Genomic DNA, 24,394 nt, shown 5'->3' with positions numbered 1-24,394 from the left:
AAAAAAAACAAAGCAGTCCCTTGGGACTGCTTTGTTACTATTTCCATATCGGAGCCTTCTTACCCTTAAGGTAATGATCGAACCATTCCTCAATTTTTGTTGTTAGGTCTATTGCATTTTCTTTCTTTTCCATACCATGTCCCTCATTAGGGTAAGCAAGCATGATATGAGTTTTACCCAATCGTCGCAACGCCATATAAAATTCAAAGCTTTGCCTCGGTTCTACCTGCGGATCTTTCAACCCGGTCCAGGATAATAGTGGAGTTTTAACATTTGCAGCATGAATAACCGGCGAATTCTTCAGATACCATTCCATATTCTCGTACGGAGATGATTTCATCCTAGCCTGGCCATATTCCATTTTAAAAAAGTTTGGAATCTGTAAAATTTGGGAAACGGATAAGTAGGAACTTAAATAATTCGTGGTAGCGGATCCTGCTACTGCACACGCAAACAAATTGCTTTGGGTGATAATGAAATCTGTTTCAGAGCCTCCGAAAGAGTGCCCAATTAAACCGATTTTTGCATCCTCAATTAGAGCTAAATTTTTCACCTCTTTTACTGCGGCTTCTACACATTCTAATGCTGAAAATCCAACATTGCCAACTTCATAGGTAATATCTGGAAGCAAAACGAAATACCCTTTAGCAGTCAGATTGCTGATGTTGAAACCATCTTCATTCGTCATAGTAGGATTAACATAGGAATGCCTTTGGTACGATTGCTTTTCATAAAGGTGTACTATCATGGGATAGCGCTTATTTTTATCGTAACCTGATGGATAATACAAAAGTCCTTGTAGTGATTCTCCCTTTAAATTTTTATAATGTATTACCTGCAATTTGGTCCAGTGAAATTCTTTGTGCTGTTTATTGCTGTCAACTACAGCAGTAAATTTACCGTCAACTTTACCAACCATGATACGTCGGGGCTGGTCTACATCTTCTTCCACCCATGCATAATCACCTCGTTCAGATTTCATTATTCCGGTCACACTTTTATTCACATAGCATATTTTTGTCATTCCCTTTCCTGGCTTCAATAAGTAAAACCCATTGAAGGAATAATCAACAGCTCTCGCACTTAAAAGCAGTGAGTTCTTAAGGTCAAATTCTGCATTAGTAAATATCCTGTCGGCTATAGTTGGTGTTTGCTCTTTACTTTGTGCTACAATCCTAAAAATGATTCCCTGCTCACGACCCTGTGTTAACCTTACGGGATTAGATCCGTCTGATTGAACTTTCCAGATATCGAATTGATCATACAACAAACATTCGCCTTCGACCGTCCATCCGGGATTACCGTAGCCATTTTCCTCTTTCTCAGTAAGACTTTGAAAGCTTAAGGTATACGGTAAATTACTGCTGATTGATGTATGAGTTCCTTGTGCAACATCATAAACATACCAATGCCCATCCCTAAAATAACTGATATATTTTCCATTCCGCGAAACTAGAAGATTGAAGTCACCACCAACATGCCTGCGAAGCATTAATTTACTTTGTCCGGTAGTAAGATTTTTAATATACACATCCTTGTCAGGTACCGACTTGCTCTGTGGTTCATAGTCTTTTGGATTAAATGTTAAAGCAAAGCTTTCGTCCCCAGCAGATGCGCCATAAGGCTGTATTGAATCCGTAAACTGTAAGAAGCGACCGGTATCGGGTTCCCACATAACCTGCTTCGGGTTTTTAGAATACCCCTCTGTAACAATATGACTGGGATAAATATTTTTGTCCGCTGCATTCCATATCTGTACGTCATTTTCTTTACGCACAATGTCAAGTTCCTTCCGTTGCTTTATTTTAAAGAAAACACGCTTGTTGTTCTTCGATATCGTTAATTTCCTTGACGGTATTAGATTCATGGTTTTGGGGAATTCAATAGCATTGGTAGAATACGTTACAAGTCTTTTCTCAGCTAAATTGTAATAAAAAAGATTTGATTCCTTTTCATTGTAATTCATAAAAGCAATTGCTTTACTGTCTTCTGACCAGCTAGGGTTTAGGAAAGGTCCTCTTTTTTCACTTTTAGCTATGATTTTTTGCTTTTTAATATCTTCCATATTTACCAGAAGTTCTTGATAGGTATTTTCTCTTTTCACCGCCACTGCAATAAATTTAGTGTCAGGACTTACAGAAAAAGATTCTACATCAGTATCAGTGCGTAACAAAACACCATCTAAAGTATAAACGGATAACAAATCCCCGATTTCACCGTACTCCGTTGTAACGATAAAAGCCTTAGAAACCGTAAATGCTTTAACATTTCTCAATTTCCTTTCAACTCCATTCTGCAACGAAACAATATGAACAATGCTGTCAGGGGTCTGGCAAACGAAATGATTAGCTATAAAAGCCCCGTCTTTTCCCTTTGCAAAACTATAAAGTTTGGCAGACTTTCGGTGTTTAACAAATAACGAATCAGTGACATCATAATAGTTACGGTAGCTAATCCAATTTCCATCATCAGAAATCGCTTCGGCATCCATATAATGCCACAGTGGATAATCTTCTCTTGTTACAGCTTTCTTTTGTAACCCCTGCCCCATCAAAGGGCAGGAAACCAATGCAAAAAAAAGAAACAAAAAACACGAAGGCCGACATCTATCTAAAAAGGTACGTCCAATACTATAAAATAGAGCCTTCATTAATAACCAGAATTTTGAGGCCCAATGTTAGGGTTCAGGTTCAACTCGGTCTGTGGCAGTGGTAACAAGTTATCAGTATTGTTCCAATCCCCTTTAACACCCGATAGTGTCCGATCTAGTGCATTAAAACGTCTCAAATCAAAGAAACGGTGGCCAAACTCACTAAACAATTCCACTCGTCGCTCATGCAGTATAGCATCAAGTATTTCATCTTGGGTAACAGCGGTTGTGTTTCCAAGACCAGCAGTATTCCTGATTACATTTAGGTCATCTTTAGCATTGGTAAGTTCACCTTGTCTTGCTCGGGCTTCAGCGCGAATAAGATACATTTCAGCAAGACGCAACACTACAGAAAATTCAAGTTGGGGGGTATTACTACCTGTTTTCTTGTACTTATAAGCATGATACCAAGTGGTACTGCCTTTACTTATTGATCGAATCCATTTAGCCTTGCGTTGATCGCCTGCCTCAAATGTATTCACTAAGGAGTTAGTCAACGCCACGGAATTGGGCGGACCCGCATTAAATATAAAAGTGGTTCCTTCATCGGTATTTCTTGTTGGTGTTCTTGGCGCATATTGCCAAATGGTTGCTGTACTTCCTTTTAAAAACACAGTATTGAGTTCAGTGACCCATGTATAGGTATCAGTCTTATTCAGTACTGTAGACGCACTGTTGGCTGCCTCAGGCAACATTCCGGCATACAGATAGACTCTTGCCAATAAGGCTTGCGCTGCGTACAAATTCGGTCGAACTCGTGTCGGATTTGTATATTCTTCCGGCAACAACGTAATGGCAGATTCTAAATCTTCAATAATCTTTGCATATACTTCAGCAGCGGGCAAACGTTTAACGGTACTATTATACATATAATCAGTTCCGGTAACGTAAGGCACACTGCCCCAAAGTTGTAAAACATAAAAATGAACAAATGCTCTGGCAAATTTTGCCTCTCCTGTCAATTGATCCTTATCAACTTGCAAGAGTGTTGTCGATCCTGCTACACCCTCAATTACAGCATTGGCCGCGTAGATCTGGCTATAGCTGTTATTCCACCAGATGGCTAAAGTGGGATGTGTCGAAATGAGCGTATTAGTGAAGAAATTAGCCGAACTCTGAGCACTGTTTCCATACCAGGTGAGTTCATCGGCATACAATCCCATTTCTTTCTGCATTCCAGTAGTTTTTCCGGTTAGCATTCCATTGTCGCGCATTTGCGCAAAAACATTTGCCATCGCACTATATGAGGTGTTTTTTTCTTCAAAAACAGCAACGGTGTTTAGTTGTGATACTGGCGTATCAATCGCTGTAAAGTCATCGCAACTGGTAAACCAGAACATAATAAACAAAAGGGTCACGCCGGAAAGAATCCTATAAACCCTTGCTTTTTTGGTACAATACGGATTAAAAAATTTGTTGGTATTCATATCTCTTTCTTTAAAGGTTAAAAGTTAAATTGTAATCCCGCGGTGATAATGCGCAATGGCGGCAAAAATCCATAACCGGCAAATTCAGGATCAGCCCCTTTATAGCCAGTAATAGTGAACACGTTTTGCGCTTCAACAGTTGCCTTGCAGTTAACATTTTTAAGCCACCGCTCTGGAAATTCATAACTGATGGAAACATTCTTGAGTTTTATAAATGATGCATCTGTTATCCCTGCGTCACTGGCTGCATAATTGTAAAGGGCATTTTCAGCTGTGCCGTTTGCGCCCGAAGTATATATTTGTGAAGAAGCTATATCTCCCGGAGATTGCCAGCGGTCAACTATAGCGATGCTTTGGTTGTTCATCGTGCCGGCAACTCCCATCGTTCGTGGTACATTATAATTCTGTTGCTTTACAAAATTGAAGAGGAAATCAAATTGCCATCTTTGAAACCGCAACGTATTTTGAATTCCTCCAAAATAAGCCGGGTTTAAGTCTTTCACGGTCTGCTTGTCTGCGGGCTCTGTCAATATACCATCTCCATTTACATCCTCAAAAGTGTAAATACCCGTTGCAGGATCAATGCCGGTATAATGATATACTTTTACAATATTCAATGGCTGCCCAATCACATACGAATTACTATAGGTAGAACTTTCAAGGTTTGGAAACGAGAGCAGCTTGTTTTTTGAAGCCGAAAAATTGATTGTGGTACTCCAGTTAAAACCAGTAGTTTTCACATTTACAGTATGCAAGGTTAGTTCTACCCCGCGATTCTCAACTAAAGCATTAAGATTCGACTGTATTTCAGTAAAACCCGTAGTTCCCGGCAACGGTATTCCAACCAATTGATCGGAAGATCTGTTGCGGTACCATGCCGCGGTCAGAAAGATTCGCTCTTTCAAAAATCCGGTCTCTAACGCTACTTCAAGTTTTTTGTTGGTTTCCCACCCAAAACTAGCATTATACAAACGTGAGGGTTGCAGACCGATTACTCCGTCATAATTGGCATTTGATGGCGTGTACGTATTCAGGAATTGGTAATTCCCAATCTGGTCATTTCCTGTTGTCCCATAACTGGCACGAAGCTTTCCAAAACTCAGCACATTATTGTCCTGCAATAATTTCTCACGCGAAAAAAGCCACGCTGCTCCTACGGCTCCGAACCATGCAAAACGTTTACCAGCACCAAAACGGCTTGAACCGTCTCGCCTTCCCGTGAGGTTAATGATATAGCGTTCTTTTAGGTTAAAATTAGCACGGCCAAAAAACGATTGATACTTGTATACTGATTCGTCAAAGCCAAGAATCGAAGTATTTGTGGCCGCAGCGGGATTATAAATCATGCTGTTGTTGGAAAAGCCACTGCTCTGAACTGAAAGAGATCTATTATTTTGACGTTGGAAAGCGCTTCCTAGCAGCAACTCTGTTTTCACAGCCCCCAAGGTAGGTTTCCAGTTCAGTTGTGGTTCGATAATCCACGAGTTCCTTTTGGTATCGGTATAAAAAATACGGGAAGTTTCACTACCAATCCCAAAGGATGGGTTATACATTGTCGAGGGAAAAGTACTGCTTTCATGATGGTTTAGGTCGGTATACCCAAAACTGCTTTTTATTTCAAGGTTGTCGAGTAAATTATAGGAAAGTGTTGTATTGGCAACAAGGTCGTAGGTGTTAGATTTCGATAACCCTTTTAAGTAGCGCAGCGGATTTTCAAAAGTGTTGTTTTCCCAATTAAGATTCCCTTCCGCATCATAAAGCGTCGGAGCGTTTGGAGCTAGTCGCCAAGCCTCCGTGGTAAGATCGGTCGAGGGTTGGTTGTTATCTTGTATACCATAGCCACCCGTAAAAGCAATCTTAAACCGATGGTCAGCCGATGCGTGATTAATGCTTGTCCTCGCATTAACACGGTTGTAACCAAAATCACCAGGGAGCACGGTTGTTTCCTTTCCATAAGTTCCAGATACCATAAATTGGGTTTGCTCTGAACCTCCGGAGATAGAGCCGTTAATGTTGGTAATTTTTGAAGTGCCTCCCATTAATTCTTTCTGCCAGTTGGTAGATCGGGTTTGGTCCCAAGTTCCATTAATGTCATAGGCACTTTCCGGATATTCCGCTATGCCGTCGTTCGCAAATGCTTCTGCACGCATAGCAAGGTATTGTTCCGTGTTCATCATTTTCATAAAATGTGGAACGCTTCCCCTACCTTGTGCTACCGACGCACTAAAACGGGTCTTGCCTTTCTTTCCTTTTTTGGTCGTAATCAATACCACTCCGTTCGCACCACGAGATCCATAGATGGCAGTTGCATCCGCATCTTTAAGAACTTCCAAACTTTCAATATCGGTTGGATTTATGCTGTTTAGCGGATTAGTATTCATCGACATCACCGACATCGACATTCCGTTCCCAATTTCCTCACTTGAATACGGCACATTGTCAATAATGTACAAAGGTGAGTTGCCGCCTCTTCTTACGCTGTTCTGTCCGCGAATCTGGATGTTAAACCCTCCTCCACCAGTTCCGGTCTGTTGTGTAATATGCACCCCTGCCATCCTCCCTTGCATCGCAGCAAGAACATTCGTTACAGGCTGGATTTCAATATCTTTTGATGTAATTTTCGCAATACTTCCGGTGCGCTCGCTTTCTTTAACGGAATAGTAACCAGCATTAATTTTCACTTCCTGCAGTTGGGTGGCATCCTCTTGTAGATGTACACTAACTATAGTGCGTCCAGCTATAGGAATATTTAAGGTGGTATACCCTACGAAAGAAAAAACAAGAATATCAGTGGCCGTGGCCGTTATGCCATATTTACCTTGATAATCGGTAATGGTGACTGTTGATTCTCCCTGAACCGATACAGTAACACCAGGCAGTACACCCTGACTGTCAGTTACCGTTCCGGTAATTACAATAGATTGTGTCATCCCGAGCGCAGTCGAGGGAATTACTTTATGACTTTCGAATTTTGAATTTACGACACATATCGAACCGTAAGAAAATAGTGGTGTAAGAATAAGGTAAACCCATAGAAAAATAGGAATCCACCATTTACCCTTGTAAAATGAAAATTTATTCATAATATTGGTATAGTTAAATGAAACTTTAGTTTTGTTAGCATTGGTCCTCTATGCAGTTGTCCAGACGGTTGGAGGGCCTTTTTTTGTTATGTCATTGCGAGGCACGAAGCAATCTCATTTCGAGATACGACGAAAAGCAACTGCAATATTATTATTCTATCATAGGCATGATTTTAGTTAGATTTATATTTTTATTATTTACCCCAATTTAAAATTCAAAATTTAAAATAAAAATGGCCTCTTTGCTCCTCACAATATGACTTTAGAAGATCAGCTTCGGTGAAACTATCTCAACCATAAAGCCACATGAACATCGTTGCTATAAAAAGTAAAATTATTCCTATTTGTATTTGTTTGTAGTATTTCATTATAATAATTCAGATGTTATAAACCCAGTTGTATTCCTAAGGTAATGTGGCGTAAGTGTGATATAAAAAAGGAAGATTGATTTTTAGGATTTGCGCCTTTGTTCCTTTACTCCTTTTTTTTTTCACAATTAAAAATTAAAAATGAGCCCGCACTGAAACACTAACTCAAAATAAAGAAACAGCGCAGGCATTAAGTAAGTTATATTTTATATTTATTTCATAGGCATACGGATTTTAGCGGTTTGAACTGCTGCGAGACTATAAAAAAAAATGAAGAGGTGCTAAGAATCTAAGAAAAGTATTGAGCCCATTATAAATAAAAAATGGCATGGAACTCAGCTTAAACGCTATCAAGGTACTGGTATACCCTACACACGAATAAGTGAGCCCACGCCATGGGACGTGAGCATAGTACTTATCTTCTCGTGTGTTAAAATTACCAGTTTTCTGAAACGAGATTCAAAGCGAATGCTTCAATATTGTATTTGAAGAATCGCAAAAATACACTACTTTAATGTAATGATAAAACAAATATACTAAAAAACATTAACGTGGTAATATATTGCCACATTAATTTCTTTAAATTTAAAGAAATTGCCTAAAACATAGGCTATGATTAATGAAACTACAAAAAGTGCACTTTTACTGCAATTTGGTAAAAGGCTCGGAGAAATAAAAAAACAGAAAGGTTTAAGTTATAGGAAGATTGCTGAAAATTGTGATCTCGACGCAAGTTTTATTAGTAAAATTGAAAAAGGAACTGAAAATATAACATTAGAAACAATACTTAATTTATCATATGGACTTAAAATACAGCCTAAGGAGTTTTTTGATTTTAAAGTAGATTTAGAAAAAGAATAGTTTAGATAGTGCAAATACCACAACTAAGCACCCATCGCCAAAGATTTCATGAAATTAATTGTACATTTTTATTATTCTGACTTTTTTTATATATTTAGATTTAACAACTTAAAACTCTGAAATTATGGCACTTAAACCAGGACCAAAAAGAACAGCAACATCAACAGGACAGCCAGACAAACGCCAACGTGATAATAAAGACACTCCTGGTAATACACCTTCATTAAAACCGCCTAAACGAAAGTGACAAATAGTAGATTTGTGATTATTTAAAGGGTTACGTTATCCTCAAAATATGAAAACAATAGGTAGAAAGATGCTCAGGCATCTTTTTTTATGTCTATAGATATTCCCACATTGCATATCGAAATTCCCAAAATGCATATTATATAAAAATTTAAACCCCTATTTTGACCTTACTTAAAGATTCAAAATATGGAATGGTATGAAATCATTGGGTTTGTTGTGGTATGGGTTTTAGGTTTATATCTGAGAGGGAAGTTTTATGAATGTATGAGGAATAGGCATTATAATGATAGCTGGAGAACTAGAAGAAAGAAATGAAAAAAATACGGCATTAGAATTAGCTTACTATTATATTCTTAAATTAAAGTCAAAATATCACTAAATGTGGGTATTGTAACAATAGTTTTAAAAGTCTTTATTTACGAACTAGAATATATAGCTTGAGATATTGTAAAACTTAAAAAAAAGTGTTACTCGTAGATGTTATATACAAGTTATCTACAACTTTTCATTCAACCCTCCCATTTGCACTTAAAGTGTTGTATTCATTGACTTTATAAAAATGAACAATGCAAATTTAAGCAACAAAAAGCAACGAAATACTTGTTTTGTTGTACCCAATGTTGTACCTTCGTATCACGATGCACCCAATTGAAAACCCTTTATTTACAACACTTTCACTCGTTTGCATTACTTTACAAAAGTAGTATAACATTTCTAAATTCCTATTATTATGGCATCAGTAAAACTAATTTTAAGAACACATCAGGTAGACCAAACAGGACACAGCCCTTTGTATATCCGAATTATAAAAGATAGAAAAACGAAATTTATCACTGCTGGAGTGAAGCTAAAAGAGAACGAGTGGGATGAAGCAAAGCAGAAAGTAAAAAAGAACCATTCCAACAGTGCCCGGATGAATGCTGCATTATCTCAAAAGATCGCTGATGCTGAAGGTCAGGTTGCAGATATGGAACGCAAAGTAAAAACCGTATCGGTTAAAAAGCTCAAAGAAGCCATAAAGGGAAAAGAAGTGCCAAACTTTTTTGAATATGCCAGAAAGAGATTAGAGAAAATCAAAAGTACTGTTTCTTATTCCACTTACAGAGCATACACCTCTCAGGTTGATAAATTTGAAAAATATATGGGAACAAAGGATGTGTATTTTGATGAAATTACGGTAGCACTATTAAACGACTATAAATTTCATTTAGGAGATACTTTAGGCAACGGAGATACAACGCAACGCCTTTCCATAATTGTGCTCGGAACCATATTCAGGGATGCTATTCGTGAAGAAGTAATTCCCGAAACTATGTTTCCATTTAGCAAAATAACCCTAAAAATCAGCTCTTCTAAAAGATTATTTCTTAATAAAGTACAGATTGATGCTTTAACCAATTTAAAGCTCATAGAAGGAAAAAAAGCTATGATGTGGAGAGATTTATTTCTTTTCTCTATTTATGCCGGAGGTTTGCGTTTTAGTGATGTTATCGAAATGCAATATTCTAATTACAATGAAGCTGAACATAAAATCAACAAACACATTCGTAAAACTGGAAGAGTACACCAGTTTAAAATTGGTAAAGTGGCTATCGATATTTTAGAAAAATACAAAAAAGAAAATGCCAATCACGATGATTTTATCTTTCCGGTTATTGTCGACAAAAAGGGTTATTTGGAAAGCGAGGCAAAACGTTATTTTCAAACAGCAGCTTTCAATAAATTGGCAAATTGGCATCTTAAAAAATTGGGGACAAAAATAAAACTCCCTTTCGACCTTTCTTTCCATTTATCAAGACACAGTTTTGCAACCAATGCTTTAAATAATGGAATGAGAATTGAGCACGTTTCTAAATTGATGGACCACCGAGACATCAGCACAACGCAAGTATATGCCAAAATCATCAGCGAAGAACTGGATAAAGCGGTTGACAACTATATTTTTTAAAAAATCTGTTAAGCACCTATTTTATTGACCATAAACGATTGTTAATAACTTCAACTAAAATCCTTTAACAAGGATTTTTTTTATTTTATAACTTTACAACAAAGTAAACAAGTAATTTTTAAAGCATTCGAAACGAGTGATAAACGAATTCCAGTAGAAAACACTAGGAATTCCAAAAAGCAACCAATTTAAAACCGCTTTTAATTACCTTTCAATACTAAATGAATACCAAAAAAAACATATTAAAATTTGAATTCAAAGGATCAAAATATGCAAACAGCTCCGTTTGTAGAATTATTGGCAGTGCCTTCGGCTCTAGCCAGAAATCCTTTATTTGATATAATCGTTGAAGAAAAAATCACTATTCAAAACTATTGCAATGCTTTAATTGCAAAAATTCTAGAACTCAAACAATCCCAATTTCCTGCATTTATCGATTATCAATTCAACCAGGTGAAGAACCCGGAAATATGGATATGTAAACTCGAAAAATTATTAGCCAATAATGAAGCCTTTTTCAGTTCCAAAACAGCTATGAGTAGATACAATAAATTGTATTTTTTAATCGAGAAAAAACGAACTGAGCTGCAATCTTCCAGAGTAAAAGAACCTGTAGTAAAAACTCCTAAAAAATTCATTAATGCTGAAAGTGAAGACCGTCATTTCTCATTTTATGAGATAAAAAAGCAGTTGGATAATATCAATGATGACAATCAAAAAATATTGTTGTTAACAAAAGAAATGTTTGAATACCAACAAGCTAATATTGAGTTTATCAATCAAAAGACACCGTTTTATGATGCACAATGCACCAAAGAAATAGAGAATATTTATGCCTTACAAAAAATACAAGCGGCAATTGAAGAAGCTCAAAAACTAAAATTAAGCAGCCCAAATCCAAACAAAAAACTAAAATTCAATGGAAATCTAAACCAATTAGTAGATATGTTTTACCAATTAAATCGCGAACTTTTTATTGATGGCAAACCTTATATTGACGAAAACACAAACGATCTAGCGGATTGGATTGTAAATTCCTTCTTGGATAAGGAGGGTAAAGAAATAAGTCCCCTAACAGTCAAAACAATCCTCAAACCTTCCAAAGAGGATAAACGTCCGAACACCCATAAAAGACTGGACATCGACAAATTGCTTTAAACAAAATGGTCCCCTGGAGACCAAGTGGGGACTAAAAGACTTTTTACTACTTCTCACATTTGCACCATAACAATTTAAAACATTTAAAAATGGATGCAATTATCTTCACAAAAGACCAGTTCACAGATCTAATGAGTAAATTAGACACAATTCAAAGCCAAATCTCTATCAAGGCTGACCCTAAGAAAGAAACCTTTCTGGACAATCAAGAATTTCTATTATTGATGAAAATTTCAAAACGTACAGCCCAAACCTGGAGAGACGAAGGTAAAATTTCATTTAGTCAAGTGGGAAACAAAATCTATTACAAACTTTCTGATGTTGAAAAACTCCTTACGGAGCATTACAACAAATCATTTAAAGGACGATAGTATGAGCAGCTGCAACGGAACTTGTGAAGTTTGTGAATGCAGACTTCACACAAATGAGAACCAACAACTGCCAACCAACAACTATCAACTCTAAACTATGGTAACAATATTCAAGAATTTCAACGAAGTGGTGGAACACAAAACAATTCCAACAATTTTAGAAGAAATCAAAACAGGAAAGTACAAACCCGGCATAATTTATTTGCGTAAATCACTGGCTGAAAAGAAAGAGGAAGCATACAACAAAGCCAAAAAATCACTTCCGGCATTCACACCTTCAGGTAAGTTTGTTGGTGGTCGTAAATTGGAGTTCTTGGCAGAATATTCAAATTGCATCATTCTCGACATCGACAAATTAAGCAAAGAACAATTACAAAATGCAAAGATGATAGCTGCACAAAGTGAGTTCACGTATGCGTGTTTTATTAGTCCATCTGGAAACGGATTAAAAATTCTGGTAAAAATAAATTCAGACAAAGCAAATCACAAAGAAGCATTTCTATTGGTCCAAGCACATTATGAAAGTATTCTAAAACTAGAAATCGACAAATCAGGCAAAGATGTAACAAGACTATGTTTTTATTCCTGGGATGAAAATCTATACCTAAATGAAAACGCTTCAACCTTTGTCACATCGAGCGCAGTCGAGATGCCTCTTGAAAACGTTTGTCACACTGAGCCTGTCGAAGTGCAACCAACAACCGACAACACCGATGCCATCTACAACCATTGCGTAAATTTTACTGAAAAAAAAGTGCAATTCGTGAATGGTAGTCGCAACGTATTCGTACACCAACTTGCGTGTAATCTAAACCGAAAAGGTATTGCATTACAGGAAGCTCTAGGATATATTCTAACAGATTTTGGCTATGATGAAAAGGAAGTAACACAAGCAGTAAACAGTGCCTATGGTAACATTCACGAGTTTGGTAAAAATGAAAAATTTGAACAACCTAATAAACCAAAAAAGGCAGCCAATTTTTCAATTACAGATACAACTGATGAAGACGACGAAGACAAACCAAAACCAACTCAAATAGACCGTTTAGAGCTGTTTTTATCAACAAGATATGTATTTCGTCATAATATGGTTTCAGGTAAGTTAGAGTTTCAATATTTTGGCAAAAAGAAATGGAATGTAATGAATGATTTTATTGAAAATTCAATGCTTCGCGAATGTCTAAAAGGTCGAATTAAAACAAATTTATCTTCATTAAGAAATCTATTGTATTCTGATTTTTGTGAGCTGTTCAATCCATTTGAAGATTACTTTTTCAATTTGCCTACTTATGATGAAAAGACCGATTATATTACCGAATTAGCCAACACAATAACGACCACAAAACAAGACCTTTGGCAGCAATGTTTCAAAAAATGGTTGGTGGCAATGGTGGGATGTGTGCTAGATGAAAAAGTAATCAATCACACTGTAATTGTCTTTAGTGGCAAACAAGGATTAGGTAAAACAACTTGGGTTGAAAAGTTAGTTCCAAAACCTTTGAAAGAGTATTTATTTTCCGGTACTATAAACCCAAACAATAAAGATACATTGGTACAACTAGCGGAATGTATGTTAATTAATTTGGACGAGCTGGAAAATTTAAACCGTTCTGAAATTGGATCACTCAAAGAAATCATTACAAAAACCCAAATCAGAATGAGAAAAGCCTACGGACACAATAATGAAACAATGCCAAGACGCGCATCATTTGCTGGAAGTGTCAATACAGCACAGTTCTTAAACGATAGTACAGGAAGTAGAAGGTTTCTTTGTTTCGAGTTGGAAGGCATCAAATACCAGCACGATGTGGATATTAATATGGCTTTTTCACAAGCTTTGTTTCTTTTTAAAAGTGGTTTTAGATTTTGGTTTGATCAGGAAGAAATCAAATCCATCACCGAAAATAACGAACAATACCAACTACATAGCCCAGAAGAAGAATTATTGTTAACGTGGTTTTCACCTTGCGAGAGAGACAAAGCAAATATTTTTTTAAATGCTTCTCAGATAGCATCAAAAATTGCTGAAAAAGCTAAAATAAATATTAATGATGCAACAATAAACAAATTAGGGAAAGCATTAAAAAAACACAACTTCATCAGACTAAAAAAAAATGGCTTGGCAGTATATGCTTTAATCGAAAACACCTACGAAGAAGTTGACAATAAAAACAAAACTGTAGACGAAGAACAAAAGTAATTGTTATCTGTGCTAATCAATTTAATCAGTGACTAAATTCAATATTTAGTCACTTTTTTTTGTTTCTTTTCTTTCTACCATTTTGCACTAAATTCAAAGGGCAGGCAGGGTAACCAAAAAACACAACAAACATTTTTTATTTTTTTCCATTTCAAACAATCGGGTAGCATAAGACTACAATAATGCAAAACGATAAAGTTGCAGTTCCACTTTGCGCCAGAAAAGCCACATAAATCTGTTTTTTATTTTTTAAAATAATAAAAAATCTTTTATCCCAAATTACCTTACCCTCCTTGCCTTTTTAATATTAAATACATTTGAAGTTGTTTTTTTTCATAGAATAATTTTTTTGTTAATATTATGTTCATTATATTTGAACGTTCATTGTCAATGAACATTAATAAATATTGAACACTATGTATAAGGATAATGATTTTGTCTACGAAGCCTTCTCTAATTTACAAGAACTTATAAAGTCTGAAATTACTATTGATAGTAACAGAAAGCCTTATGACGCTGTTATACAAATCAATGATCAAACGTTTTATTGTATAGCTAAGAAAAACGCCAGAAATTCTAATTTGAGCATAATAATTAATCAAATAAATGAATTTAGGAATTCAATAATAAACAATAAAAACACACTTTTTGTTGGTGAATATATAGCAAAAGATGTCGCAGATTCATTAATTGAAAACAAAATCAATTATTTAGATGTAGCAGGAAATTGTTATATAAACACAAAAGATTTAAAGATAATTATTGAAGGAAAAAAACATATCAAACCTAAAAATGTTAATCAAGCTAGAGTATTTCAAGAAGCTGGTTTGAAATTGATATTATTGTTAATTACTAATAAAGAATCTCTTGATTTTTCATACAGAGCATTGGCTGATCAATCTAATATTGCGTTAGGTTCTGTGAGTCAAATAATGAAAGAATTAGAGAATAATAATTATATCTTAAAATCAAAAGAAAAAAGAATCCTTAAAAATATTGATGAACTTATAGAAAGATGGTTTATTGCGTACAATGAAACCTTAAAGCCTAGATTGTTTAGAAAAGCATATAAAGCTATAAATATTGAACAATTACGGTTATCCGTAAATAATAATAAAAACAATAATATATTTTTCGGAGGTGAACCTGCTGCTGAAAAAATAACAAACTACCTTAAACCTCTGGAATATACGATTTATTCAAACGAGGAATTAACAAATTTAGGCAAAGAGTTAAAATTAATCCCTGATAACAACGGTAATGTTAAGATTTATAATACTTGTTGGTTAGAAAGTTTATCAAAAATTAATAATAATCTGGCACCATCTCTGGTTGTTTATGCCGATTTAATGGGAACAAATAACAGTAGAAATATAGAAGCTGCTAAAATGATATTAGAAAATGAGTTATAAAATAAGTAGCGAAAAAATAGAGCATCCATTATTGAAGCCTTTACTCGAAGAATTAATTCCTTTTTTTGAAAAAGAAGGAGTTAAATTTTTTGTTATAGGTGCAACAGCAAGAGATATTATTTTAGAAATAAATGGTGAGCAATCAGGAAGAAGAACTCAAGATATTGATATTGCAATTACTATTGATAAATGGGAAAAGTTCAAAGAAATTTCAGAAGAACTTACTAAACTTGATAATTTTTCTAAGGATAAAAATCAAAAACAAAGGTTTTTATATTTGGATAAATTTGAATTAGATATTGTTCCGTATGGAGATATAATGGAGGAAAATGATAAAATCTATTGGCCTCCAGACCAAGACTTCGCAATGACTGTATTAGGCTTTAATGAAGTTCAAAAAGCAACTGTTTCTGTAACATTAGATGATGAAATTGAATTTGATGTAGTAAACCTAATAGGCATCTTCCTTTTAAAAATTGTTGCCTGGAGAGACCGAAATCAAAAAGTAAATAAAGATGCTGATGACTTAGTCTTCATTATGAAGAACTATTTAAATATTAATGATGAAAGAGCAGCAACAGAATATTATGATCAAGTATATGATATTGAAAATTATACTGAACTTAAAGCTAGTTCAAGTTTAATAGGAATTGATCTAAAAGAGTTAGTTAAAGATAATGCAAAGCTTCTAGATTTTTTAATTGCCACGCTAAATGTTGAACTAGAAAAGAAAGAAGGGAGCGTACTTTTAAATCAAATGATAGAAACACACACAGGTTTACAATTCGATGAATTATATGAATGTATTCAAATAATCGTAAATCAATTAAAAAAATAACAAAACTAAATATGGCAACTGAAGAAATTATTATTGAAGACAATCAATTAGTTTGTGTTTTAACAGACAAACCCAAAAAAGCAACTTCACAAGAAAAAAATATACAATCTATAATCCGTATGCTTAGTGAAGAGTATGGTTTTGATTTAAAAAACATTGCTCGTGATATAAATATAACATTCGTAGATCCGGACACTGCTAAGACAAAAAAACAAAAAGTTGAAGTAGTTGTTTATCAAGAAAATTCCAATCAAAATCAAGAAGACATTATTAGAATCGCAGTCGTTCAAGATGAGAAAATAAAGGAAAACGATAAAAAGAAAGGTGTTACCATCACTTTAGAGAATGCTCTAGCTGCTTTAGATAATTGTGATTTCGGTCTTTGGACGAATGGCAATGATTTAAAATACCTTCAAAAAGAAGACGATACTTTAGGTTTCGATTTTATCTTTTCTGATTTAGCAGATATTCCAGGACATGGTGAATCTATCGATGATCTTGATCGTGCTGACCGTTCTCATAGCCGCAAACCAGCAAATGACTCTTTAATAAAGGTTTTCAAACGTTCTCACGACTATATTTATGGCAATGAAGGGCGAAAAAAAGATGCCTTTTGGCAATTGTTATACCTTATCTTTTGTAAACTATACGATGAAAAAAGACGATTTATTTGTATAGAAACTGGTGAATCATACCGCAGAAAATTTTGGGTTGGAATAAAAGAAAAAAATACTGATGAAGGAAGAAAAAGTGTCGCCAAACGTATAAAAGATATATTTGAAGAATTAAAAGGTGAAAGTACCTTTTCAGATGTTTTCGATGGAAACGAAGCAATAGCACTTACAGATAAAGGGATTGCTTTTATTGCTAGTGAATTAGCTAAATATTCATTTCTAGATGCAACTGTCGATGTAAAAGGAATGGCGTATGAAACTATTGTAAGCAACACTTTAAAACAAGAAGCAGGTCAATTTTTCACACCAAGAAACATTGTTAGAGCAATGGTTGAAATGCTTAATCCTAACGAAAAAACTCGTGTTTTGGACCCGGCATGTGGTTCAGGAGGTTTTTTAGTTATGGTATTAGAACATGTAAGGAAACAAATTGCAAAAGAATTATATCCTGATTTGGAAGAGGTTTTGCTAATTGAAAAATTCAATACCTATGAAGTAAATGAAAGAGTTCGTAAATATGCCGAAACCAATATTTATGGTTTTGATTTTGATCCAGATTTAAAAAAGGCAGCTCGTATGAACATGGTGATGGCTGGTGATGGTCACGCAAATATTTTTCACGTAAATTCTTTAGATTACCCAAACTGGGAAGATCCTAACGAATTAGAAAAAATTAAAGCATCTATAAAAAAGAGCTTAGATAAAATGCAAGACATCGATAACAATTATACTGATGATGCTCGCGGTAAATTCGATATGATTTTTACTAATCCTCCATTTGGTGCTAAAGTAAAGGTAGAGCAAGAAATTGCCGCTAAATTCTTTTTATCTAAATATTCAGATGCTCCGGAAGTACTATTCATAGAAGCTTGTTACAAATTATTAAAACCAGGTGGTAAAATGGCAATAGTATTGCCCGATGGTATTTTAGGAAATCCAAACACCTTACCAGTAAGAGAATGGATTTTAGAAAATTTCAAAATTTTAGCTTCTGTAGATTTAGCAGTTGAGGCCTTTTTACCTCAAGTGGGTGTTCAATCCTCTTTGTTGTTTTTAGAAAAGAAAACAGATAATACTAAAAATATTGCGCGCGAAACGGATGAAGATTATGATGTGTTTATGGCAATTGCAGAGAAATTAGGGAAAGACCGAAGAGGAAATCCTATTTATGTTAGAGACGAAGATGGTGCTGAAATTCTTTATACAGTTGAAAACAAATATGTAATTACAAATAAAGACGAAATTAAAGAAGTAAAAGTACGTAAGGAAAAACAGAAACTTTTAGATGATGACTTACCAAAAATTGTGGAAGAATTTATTAAATTCAAAAATAGATTTTAGATGAAATACGCAACAATAAACTATAATGAAATTAATTCTTCTTTAAGGTTTGATGGTTCCTATCATTTATCTGAAGGAGTTTTGTATTCGAGTAAAATTCAAAAAATGAAGTTTGATTTTCTTGGTAATTTAGCTTCTGAGATATTTACTGCCGGACGTACAAAAAGAATTTATACTTCAAAAGAGAAAGGTTATCCATATTTGAGCAATTCAGATATTTCAAAAAATAATCCTTTTGAAAATTGTAATTTCAATTCAAAAAAACATGGTTTTGACGAAAAATCTGTGCTTAAAGAAGGAATGATTGTAACTGGTCGGGTTGGTGCAATTGGACAAACTTCTTACATTAATTCAGAATATGAAGAATTAAAAGCAATGGGTTCTGATAATATAATTAGAATTACTGCAAAAGATAAAAAAATATCAGGATATATTTATGCCTATTTAGTATCTAAATATGGTAATACATTTTTCCACAAATTAGCATCCGGTGGTGTACAACCATATATTTCTGAAGAAATGATTAAAGCTATTCCAGTACCATTATTGGAGGAAAAGAAGCAACAATTACTTCATCAATTAATTGTAGACTCAGCCAATCTGCGAGTTGAAGCAAATCAATATTTGAAGGAATGTCTTGAATTGTTTGATTTTATGGATATTAAATATAAATCTGGTGGGTATATTACTTCTAATATTTGTATAAATAAAATTAATGATCATAAAAAAAGATTTGACGCTAATTATAATGTTGTTTCTGCAAATGTTGAAAATATTATAAATAAACAAAATATTGAATTTGTAACACTTAAGGATTTAACGAGCGGTATATTTATAGGGCCAAGATCAAAAAGAAATTATGTTCAAAATGGCATCCCATTTTTATCAACTTCTGAAATGCAAAAAGCAAATCCTACAAAAACCGAAAAATTCATAAGCGAGAAAGCTTCAAAAGGCTTCATTGTTAAAGAAGGTTGGCTTTTAACTACTAGAAGCGGAACACTAGGTGACACGGTCTATTCATTACCTTGTATAGAAGGATTTGCAGTATCTGAAGATGCAATTAGAATCGTGCTTAAAGATAATTCTGCTGTAAGCAATAAATATTTATTTGCATTTTTAAAATCTAATATTGGTATTAATTCATTAGTATCGGGCTCTTATGGGTCTGTAATTCTACATTTAAATGAAGAATATATTGGTGATATTAAAGTTCCCATTTTAGATAAGGACAAAATTCTTTTAATTGAAACTAAAATTGAGATTTATTTATCTAATATAAACCAAGCAATTTTACAAGAAAACCAAGCAATAGACTTAATCGAAAAAGAAATAGACGCATGGCAATAATAGTTAAACCCACCTATTTTGATAGTGTAGTAAACGCTGGAGAAAAAAAACTAATGGATTTTTTAGAAGTCAATCTTCCAGATGATTTCTTTTTAATTCCTAATGTTGAATTAATTTCTACAAACACAAAAAATAATCTTACTCAATATTGGGAATATGATCTAATTGTAATTGCACCACATGCGATTTTTAATATTGAAAATAAAGATTGGCGTGGTCGTATTGAAGGAGATGATAATACTTGGTATTTAAACGACCAACCTCGTAGAAATCCATTAAGAACCAATCGGCAAAAATCGGCAATTTTAGCATCAAAGCTAAAAGAGTTCAATCCATCTTGGGCAAGAGCTTGGGTTCAAAATATCGTTACTCTTTCGTATGATAACTATACCATTCCTATTATTACTCCTGAAGACGATAAACTAACCTTTCAACTAAATAAAAGGTTAATCAATTTTATTACAGATGCCGGTGAATTGAATAAAAGTGAAGATGCAATTGAAGACATTCAAAAGCCAATTCTTAATTATCTAACAGGTCAGCAAAATCAAAAAAGAGCAGAAGAAAAGAAACGCATATATGAATTTGAAATTATCAAAATACTTCATCAAGAAAACAATTTTGTAGAATACTTGGCGAAGCAAATCGGATCGACATCATCAAACAGAAGAATAAAAGAGTACGCTATGCAGGTGGTTGGTTTGTCTCCTAAGGAATTAAAAAATAGAGAAGACAAAATTAAAAACCAATACAACGCACTCAAAAATATAAAAGGAAAACCTTTTATTTTAAACGTTGATTTTAGAATTGATGAGGAAAACCATTTATTCTACGAAATATCAGATCTCATGGACGAAAACTCTTTGCGTTCTGAATCTCGAATTAAAACATTTACGTTCAAAGAAAAGGTTGATATTATCAAAAACGTAATGGTGGCTTTAAAAGAAGCACATAAAGAAAATATTTTCCATAGAGACATCAATCCAGACAACATTTATTTAAACAGTGGATATGCTTATTTAGGAAACTTTGGTAAGTCATATTTTATGGACCATTCAGATGAAGGTTATACGGTTATGCCAACCATAAATCAAAGTAATGCAACTGCCTATCATCCATTAGAATTGACTATTGGTGATGCTTCTATTGCCTCAGACGTTTATTCTTTAGGAGTATTGATTTATTGGTTATTTACAGACAAAGAGCCTTTTTCCTCACCTTTTGAGTTAAATAATTTAGGAGGTAAATTACCAGATAATCTAATGCCATCTCATGTAAACACTAATCTTCCTAAATGGATTGACGAGATTTGTTCTAAGACTATAATTACAGATGAGTTTCTGCGTATTGAAAGTATTGAAAAACTACAAGAGATAATTGACAATGCTATATCTTTAAATACAACTAAAAGTAAAAAGGATGAGGAAAAAAACGAGCCATCGAAAATAATATCTTTTGAAGAAATTAAAGAAGGAGATACAATTGGCGATTTTGCAATACATAAAGTTTTAGGCAAAGGTGGATATTCTAAAGTTTTTAAGGTAAAGCATCGCTTGCAAGATAATTTTTATACGCTGAAACTTTTTAACGATAGTGTAAATGTAAATTCTGTAAAAGATGAATACGCAGCTTTAATCGAATTAAACCATCAAAATATTGTCAAATTTAAGTGGAATGGTGAAACACCTTCCGGTCAATTTTACACATTGATGGAATACTTAGAAGGAGAGAATCTAAGACAATATACTTCAACAGATATAAGTCTACCAATACATCAAGCGTATAATGTTGGCGTAGATATTCTTTCCGCATTAGTTGCGATGCAAAACAGAGAAAAACCAATAATTCATAGGGATATTAAACCGCAAAACATCATTTGGGATAATGGTGAACGTTTTGTGTTGATTGATTTTAATGTAGCTTCAACTATGAATCAAAACAAAGATTTTGTAGGTACAAACCCATATTTAGCTCCTGATTTAATAGAAAGTAATTATAAAGTAAACTGGGATTTATCCGCTGATTTGTTTGCTTTAGGTGTTACTTTATTTGAGTTAATTTGTAAACAATATCCTTGGCATCCCAATAAAATGCCTATACGAGATAGGAAAGCCAATACTCCAAAATCAATTGAACCTCGTATTTCAAATGAATTTTCAAACTTCATTTCAAAAGCAATTGAAACCAATACGGAAGATAGATTTAAAACAGCTGAAGAAATGCTTTCAGCTCTCAAAAATTTAGAGTCAAATTTATTAGAAGAAATTATTCCAAATACAAAGGAAGCTAGTTCAAGAAACAAATTATATCATACCCAAATTTCAATAATACAATCACCGTCATTCAATTTAAAATTACACAATAGTAATAATACCTATGTTGACTTACATGCTGCCATACAAAACGCACTTGAAAGATTTAAAGATAATATTGAAAAATACAAAACGTCTATTGACTTAGGAGAAAAAATTAAGTTAGTCCTAAAGGTAGATGATGAAATGATTATCAATGAAGTCTTTTGGAATGGTGGTGCCCGTAATTTTAATCCTGGCAATGTCGATAGAGTTTATAATGCAATTAAAGATTTGTTTGATAAAAACAAAGACAAAATCAAGTCGCATAAAATTTCAGTCGAAGGAATAAACATGGTTGATTATGTCAATTCATTGTATAGTCAATCAAAATATGGAAATTTTGGTACTAGAGTAAATATCAAAACAAGTGAATTAGATGATGAAACCTATACTCCAACAAAACTTGATAAAACGCTTTTGCCAGCAATAATTGATGGTAAATATAAACTAGTAATTATTACAGGAAATGCAGGTGATGGTAAAACAGCTTTCGTAAAAAAAATTGAGCAAAATCCATCAGTAAAAAATATCCACCATTTTGAACATAATAATGGGGCACGTTTCATGATAAATGGTGTTAATTATGAAAGTAATTATGATGGATCTCAAGACGAAAAAGATATTGATAACACAGCAGTTTTAGAGAAGTTTTTTAATCCATTCGAAAATCTTTTAAATTACAACAGAGCTCCTGAAGGAAGAATAATAGCAATCAACGAAGGTCGTTTAGTAGAATTTTTGACAACTTCTACAAAACATAAAAAATTATCAAAAAGCATTGAAGATTATTTTTATGAAGAGGGTAATGTTGACCTTCCAGAAGGTATTTTAGTTATAAATCTTAATCTCCGTTCTGTTGTTTCAGATAATGATGCAATTGGAAGTTTGTTTAAAAAACAAGTCAAACAACTCACAAGAAAAGAACTTTGGAGAAATTGTGAAGGTTGTGATTTAGCTAATTCATGTTTTATTAATTACAATGTAAAGACCTTAAATGATGATATTTCTGGAGATTCAGTTATAAACAGGTTAGAATGGCTCTTGAGAACTGTCAGCTTAAAAAGAGAATTACATATTACTATGCGTGATATAAGATCTTTTATCGCTTTTCTTTTAACTAGAGATGTCGCTTGTGAAGACATTCCGGAATTAGTAGAAAACAATAAAAATGAAATTGAAAGTTTATGGCAATATTATTATTTCAATATTTCTAACCCTAAAATAATAGATTCGGGAAACAAAGACCGTCTTATTAAATTAATAAGGGAAACAGATATTGGTGAAGTAGCGATTCCTAATTTAGACAGAGAATTATTTTTTAACAAACATTACCATAAAGATTATTTGCTATTTGAAGAAAGGAATTTTGATTTTTTAGAAATTTTCAATGAAGCAAAAAACTATAAGGCTGCTTATGACCAAAGTGATGAGTATATTGAAAGAATAAGAAACAGACAAAAAGTATTTGTTAGACACCAATTCTATGAAGGTAAATTCTTTGGCAAGATAAATACAATACATAAAAGTAATGATGGTGAAAATAAAAATGTTGAATTAGGTAAACCCGGCTACTTATTAAGATTGCCATATAAATCAGTTTATGATTTCGTCAACGTTTTGAGCAAATCAGAATTAGATGATTCTATAAAAAAATCGATATCTCGTGCGGTTTCTTTAAATGAAGGTTGTAACAATCAAGATTTAGATGAGAAAAATTTAGTATTAGCTTCAACTGAAATTAAAGATCTTTATGGAAAATCTTTCAAACTCTTCCCATTAGAAGAATTTGATTTATTTGTAAATAAATCAGAGCATCTCACAAAATACATAGAGTATGAAGCGGATAGTTTAATTTTTAGGCATAAAAAGCACAAACATATTAGCTTAACCATTTCTTTAGATTTATATGAAATGCTTCATTTTATTCAAAAAGGATTTAGCCCATCATTAAATGATTTAAAAGGAAAATTTGTGGAACTAATAGTGTTTAAAAATCTATTAGAAAATCTTAAATATGATGAAATTGTTGTAACTCCAAACAATAAGGAATTCTTTTCCATCAAAAAAATGGGTTCAAGTAAAATAACAATTAAAAAAGTAACAATATAAG

At 33.6% G+C, this 24,394-nt stretch carries 14 protein-coding genes; 11 read left to right on the top strand and 3 right to left on the bottom strand.

What is annotated here, in order from left to right:
• Positions 1-37: 37 nt before the first annotated feature.
• From LNP27_RS09430 to LNP27_RS09420, 3 genes are read right to left on the bottom strand one after another with little or no spacing between them, the layout of a single operon-like run.
• Positions 38-2,650 carry a S9 family peptidase gene (locus tag LNP27_RS09430; RefSeq protein WP_229941395.1) on the bottom strand — a complete coding sequence of 871 codons (2,613 nt, stop codon included), beginning with the start codon at positions 2,648-2,650 and terminating at the stop codon, positions 38-40.
• Positions 2,650-4,077, bottom strand: coding sequence for a RagB/SusD family nutrient uptake outer membrane protein (locus LNP27_RS09425; protein ID WP_229941394.1), 1,428 nt, complete (start codon positions 4,075-4,077; stop codon positions 2,650-2,652). Before LNP27_RS09425 ends, LNP27_RS09430 begins: the two co-directional genes overlap by 1 nt.
• A 17-nt stretch (positions 4,078-4,094) precedes the next feature.
• Positions 4,095-7,160: a SusC/RagA family TonB-linked outer membrane protein gene (locus tag LNP27_RS09420; protein ID WP_229941393.1), complete on the bottom strand. Its 3,066-nt coding sequence runs from the start codon at positions 7,158-7,160 to the stop codon at positions 4,095-4,097.
• Between the two features lie 980 nt (positions 7,161-8,140).
• Between LNP27_RS09420 and LNP27_RS09415 the strand changes: the two genes are divergently transcribed.
• The 11 genes from LNP27_RS09415 to mads6 all read left to right on the top strand — a co-directional run bounded on the left by LNP27_RS09415 (position 8,141) and on the right by mads6 (position 24,393).
• Positions 8,141-8,389, top strand: a complete 249-nt coding sequence (locus LNP27_RS09415) for a helix-turn-helix domain-containing protein (RefSeq protein WP_229941392.1) — start codon at positions 8,141-8,143, stop codon at positions 8,387-8,389.
• 124 nt (positions 8,390-8,513) lie between these two features.
• On the top strand, positions 8,514-8,636 hold the full coding sequence (locus LNP27_RS15260) for a hypothetical protein (RefSeq protein WP_255673695.1): 123 nt from the start codon (positions 8,514-8,516) through the stop codon (positions 8,634-8,636).
• Positions 8,637-9,368: 732 nt separating this feature from the next.
• Entirely contained in the window at positions 9,369-10,586 is a 1,218-nt protein-coding gene (locus LNP27_RS09410) for a site-specific integrase (protein ID WP_229941391.1), read from the top strand.
• 249 nt (positions 10,587-10,835) lie between these two features.
• Positions 10,836-11,744, top strand: coding sequence for a hypothetical protein (locus tag LNP27_RS09405; protein WP_229941390.1), 909 nt, complete (start codon positions 10,836-10,838; stop codon positions 11,742-11,744).
• Positions 11,745-11,833: 89 nt separating this feature from the next.
• Positions 11,834-12,115 (top strand): helix-turn-helix domain-containing protein, encoded by a 282-nt coding sequence (locus LNP27_RS09400; RefSeq protein ID WP_011964270.1) that lies wholly within the window; start codon positions 11,834-11,836, stop codon positions 12,113-12,115.
• A gap of 97 nt (positions 12,116-12,212) precedes the next feature.
• The gene (locus tag LNP27_RS09395) at positions 12,213-14,315 is read left to right on the top strand and encodes a VapE domain-containing protein (RefSeq protein WP_229941389.1); all 2,103 of its coding nucleotides are present in this window, start codon (positions 12,213-12,215) and stop codon (positions 14,313-14,315) included.
• 416 nt (positions 14,316-14,731) lie between these two features.
• The gene (locus tag LNP27_RS09390) at positions 14,732-15,727 is read left to right on the top strand and encodes a type IV toxin-antitoxin system AbiEi family antitoxin (protein WP_229941388.1); all 996 of its coding nucleotides are present in this window, start codon (positions 14,732-14,734) and stop codon (positions 15,725-15,727) included.
• Positions 15,717-16,565 (top strand): nucleotidyl transferase AbiEii/AbiGii toxin family protein, encoded by an 849-nt coding sequence (locus LNP27_RS09385; RefSeq protein ID WP_229941387.1) that lies wholly within the window; start codon positions 15,717-15,719, stop codon positions 16,563-16,565. The genes LNP27_RS09390 and LNP27_RS09385 overlap by 11 nt, the downstream gene beginning before the upstream one ends.
• A gap of 11 nt (positions 16,566-16,576) precedes the next feature.
• Positions 16,577-18,580 (top strand): methylation-associated defense system DNA methyltransferase MAD2, encoded by a 2,004-nt coding sequence (gene mads2, locus LNP27_RS09380; protein WP_229941386.1) that lies wholly within the window; start codon positions 16,577-16,579, stop codon positions 18,578-18,580.
• Positions 18,581-19,930 carry a restriction endonuclease subunit S domain-containing protein gene (locus LNP27_RS09375; RefSeq protein ID WP_229941385.1) on the top strand — a complete coding sequence of 450 codons (1,350 nt, stop codon included), beginning with the start codon at positions 18,581-18,583 and terminating at the stop codon, positions 19,928-19,930.
• Entirely contained in the window at positions 19,921-24,393 is a 4,473-nt protein-coding gene (gene mads6, locus LNP27_RS09370) for a methylation-associated defense system protein kinase MAD6 (RefSeq protein WP_229941384.1), read from the top strand. The genes LNP27_RS09375 and mads6 overlap by 10 nt, the downstream gene beginning before the upstream one ends.
• Position 24,394 lies beyond the last annotated feature (1 nt).

Origin of the sequence: Flavobacterium galactosidilyticum (assembly GCF_020911945.1) — a bacterium.
Classification (GTDB): Bacteria; Bacteroidota; Bacteroidia; order Flavobacteriales; family Flavobacteriaceae; genus Flavobacterium; species Flavobacterium galactosidilyticum.
This window is presented reverse-complemented; position numbering and strand designations above follow the sequence as displayed.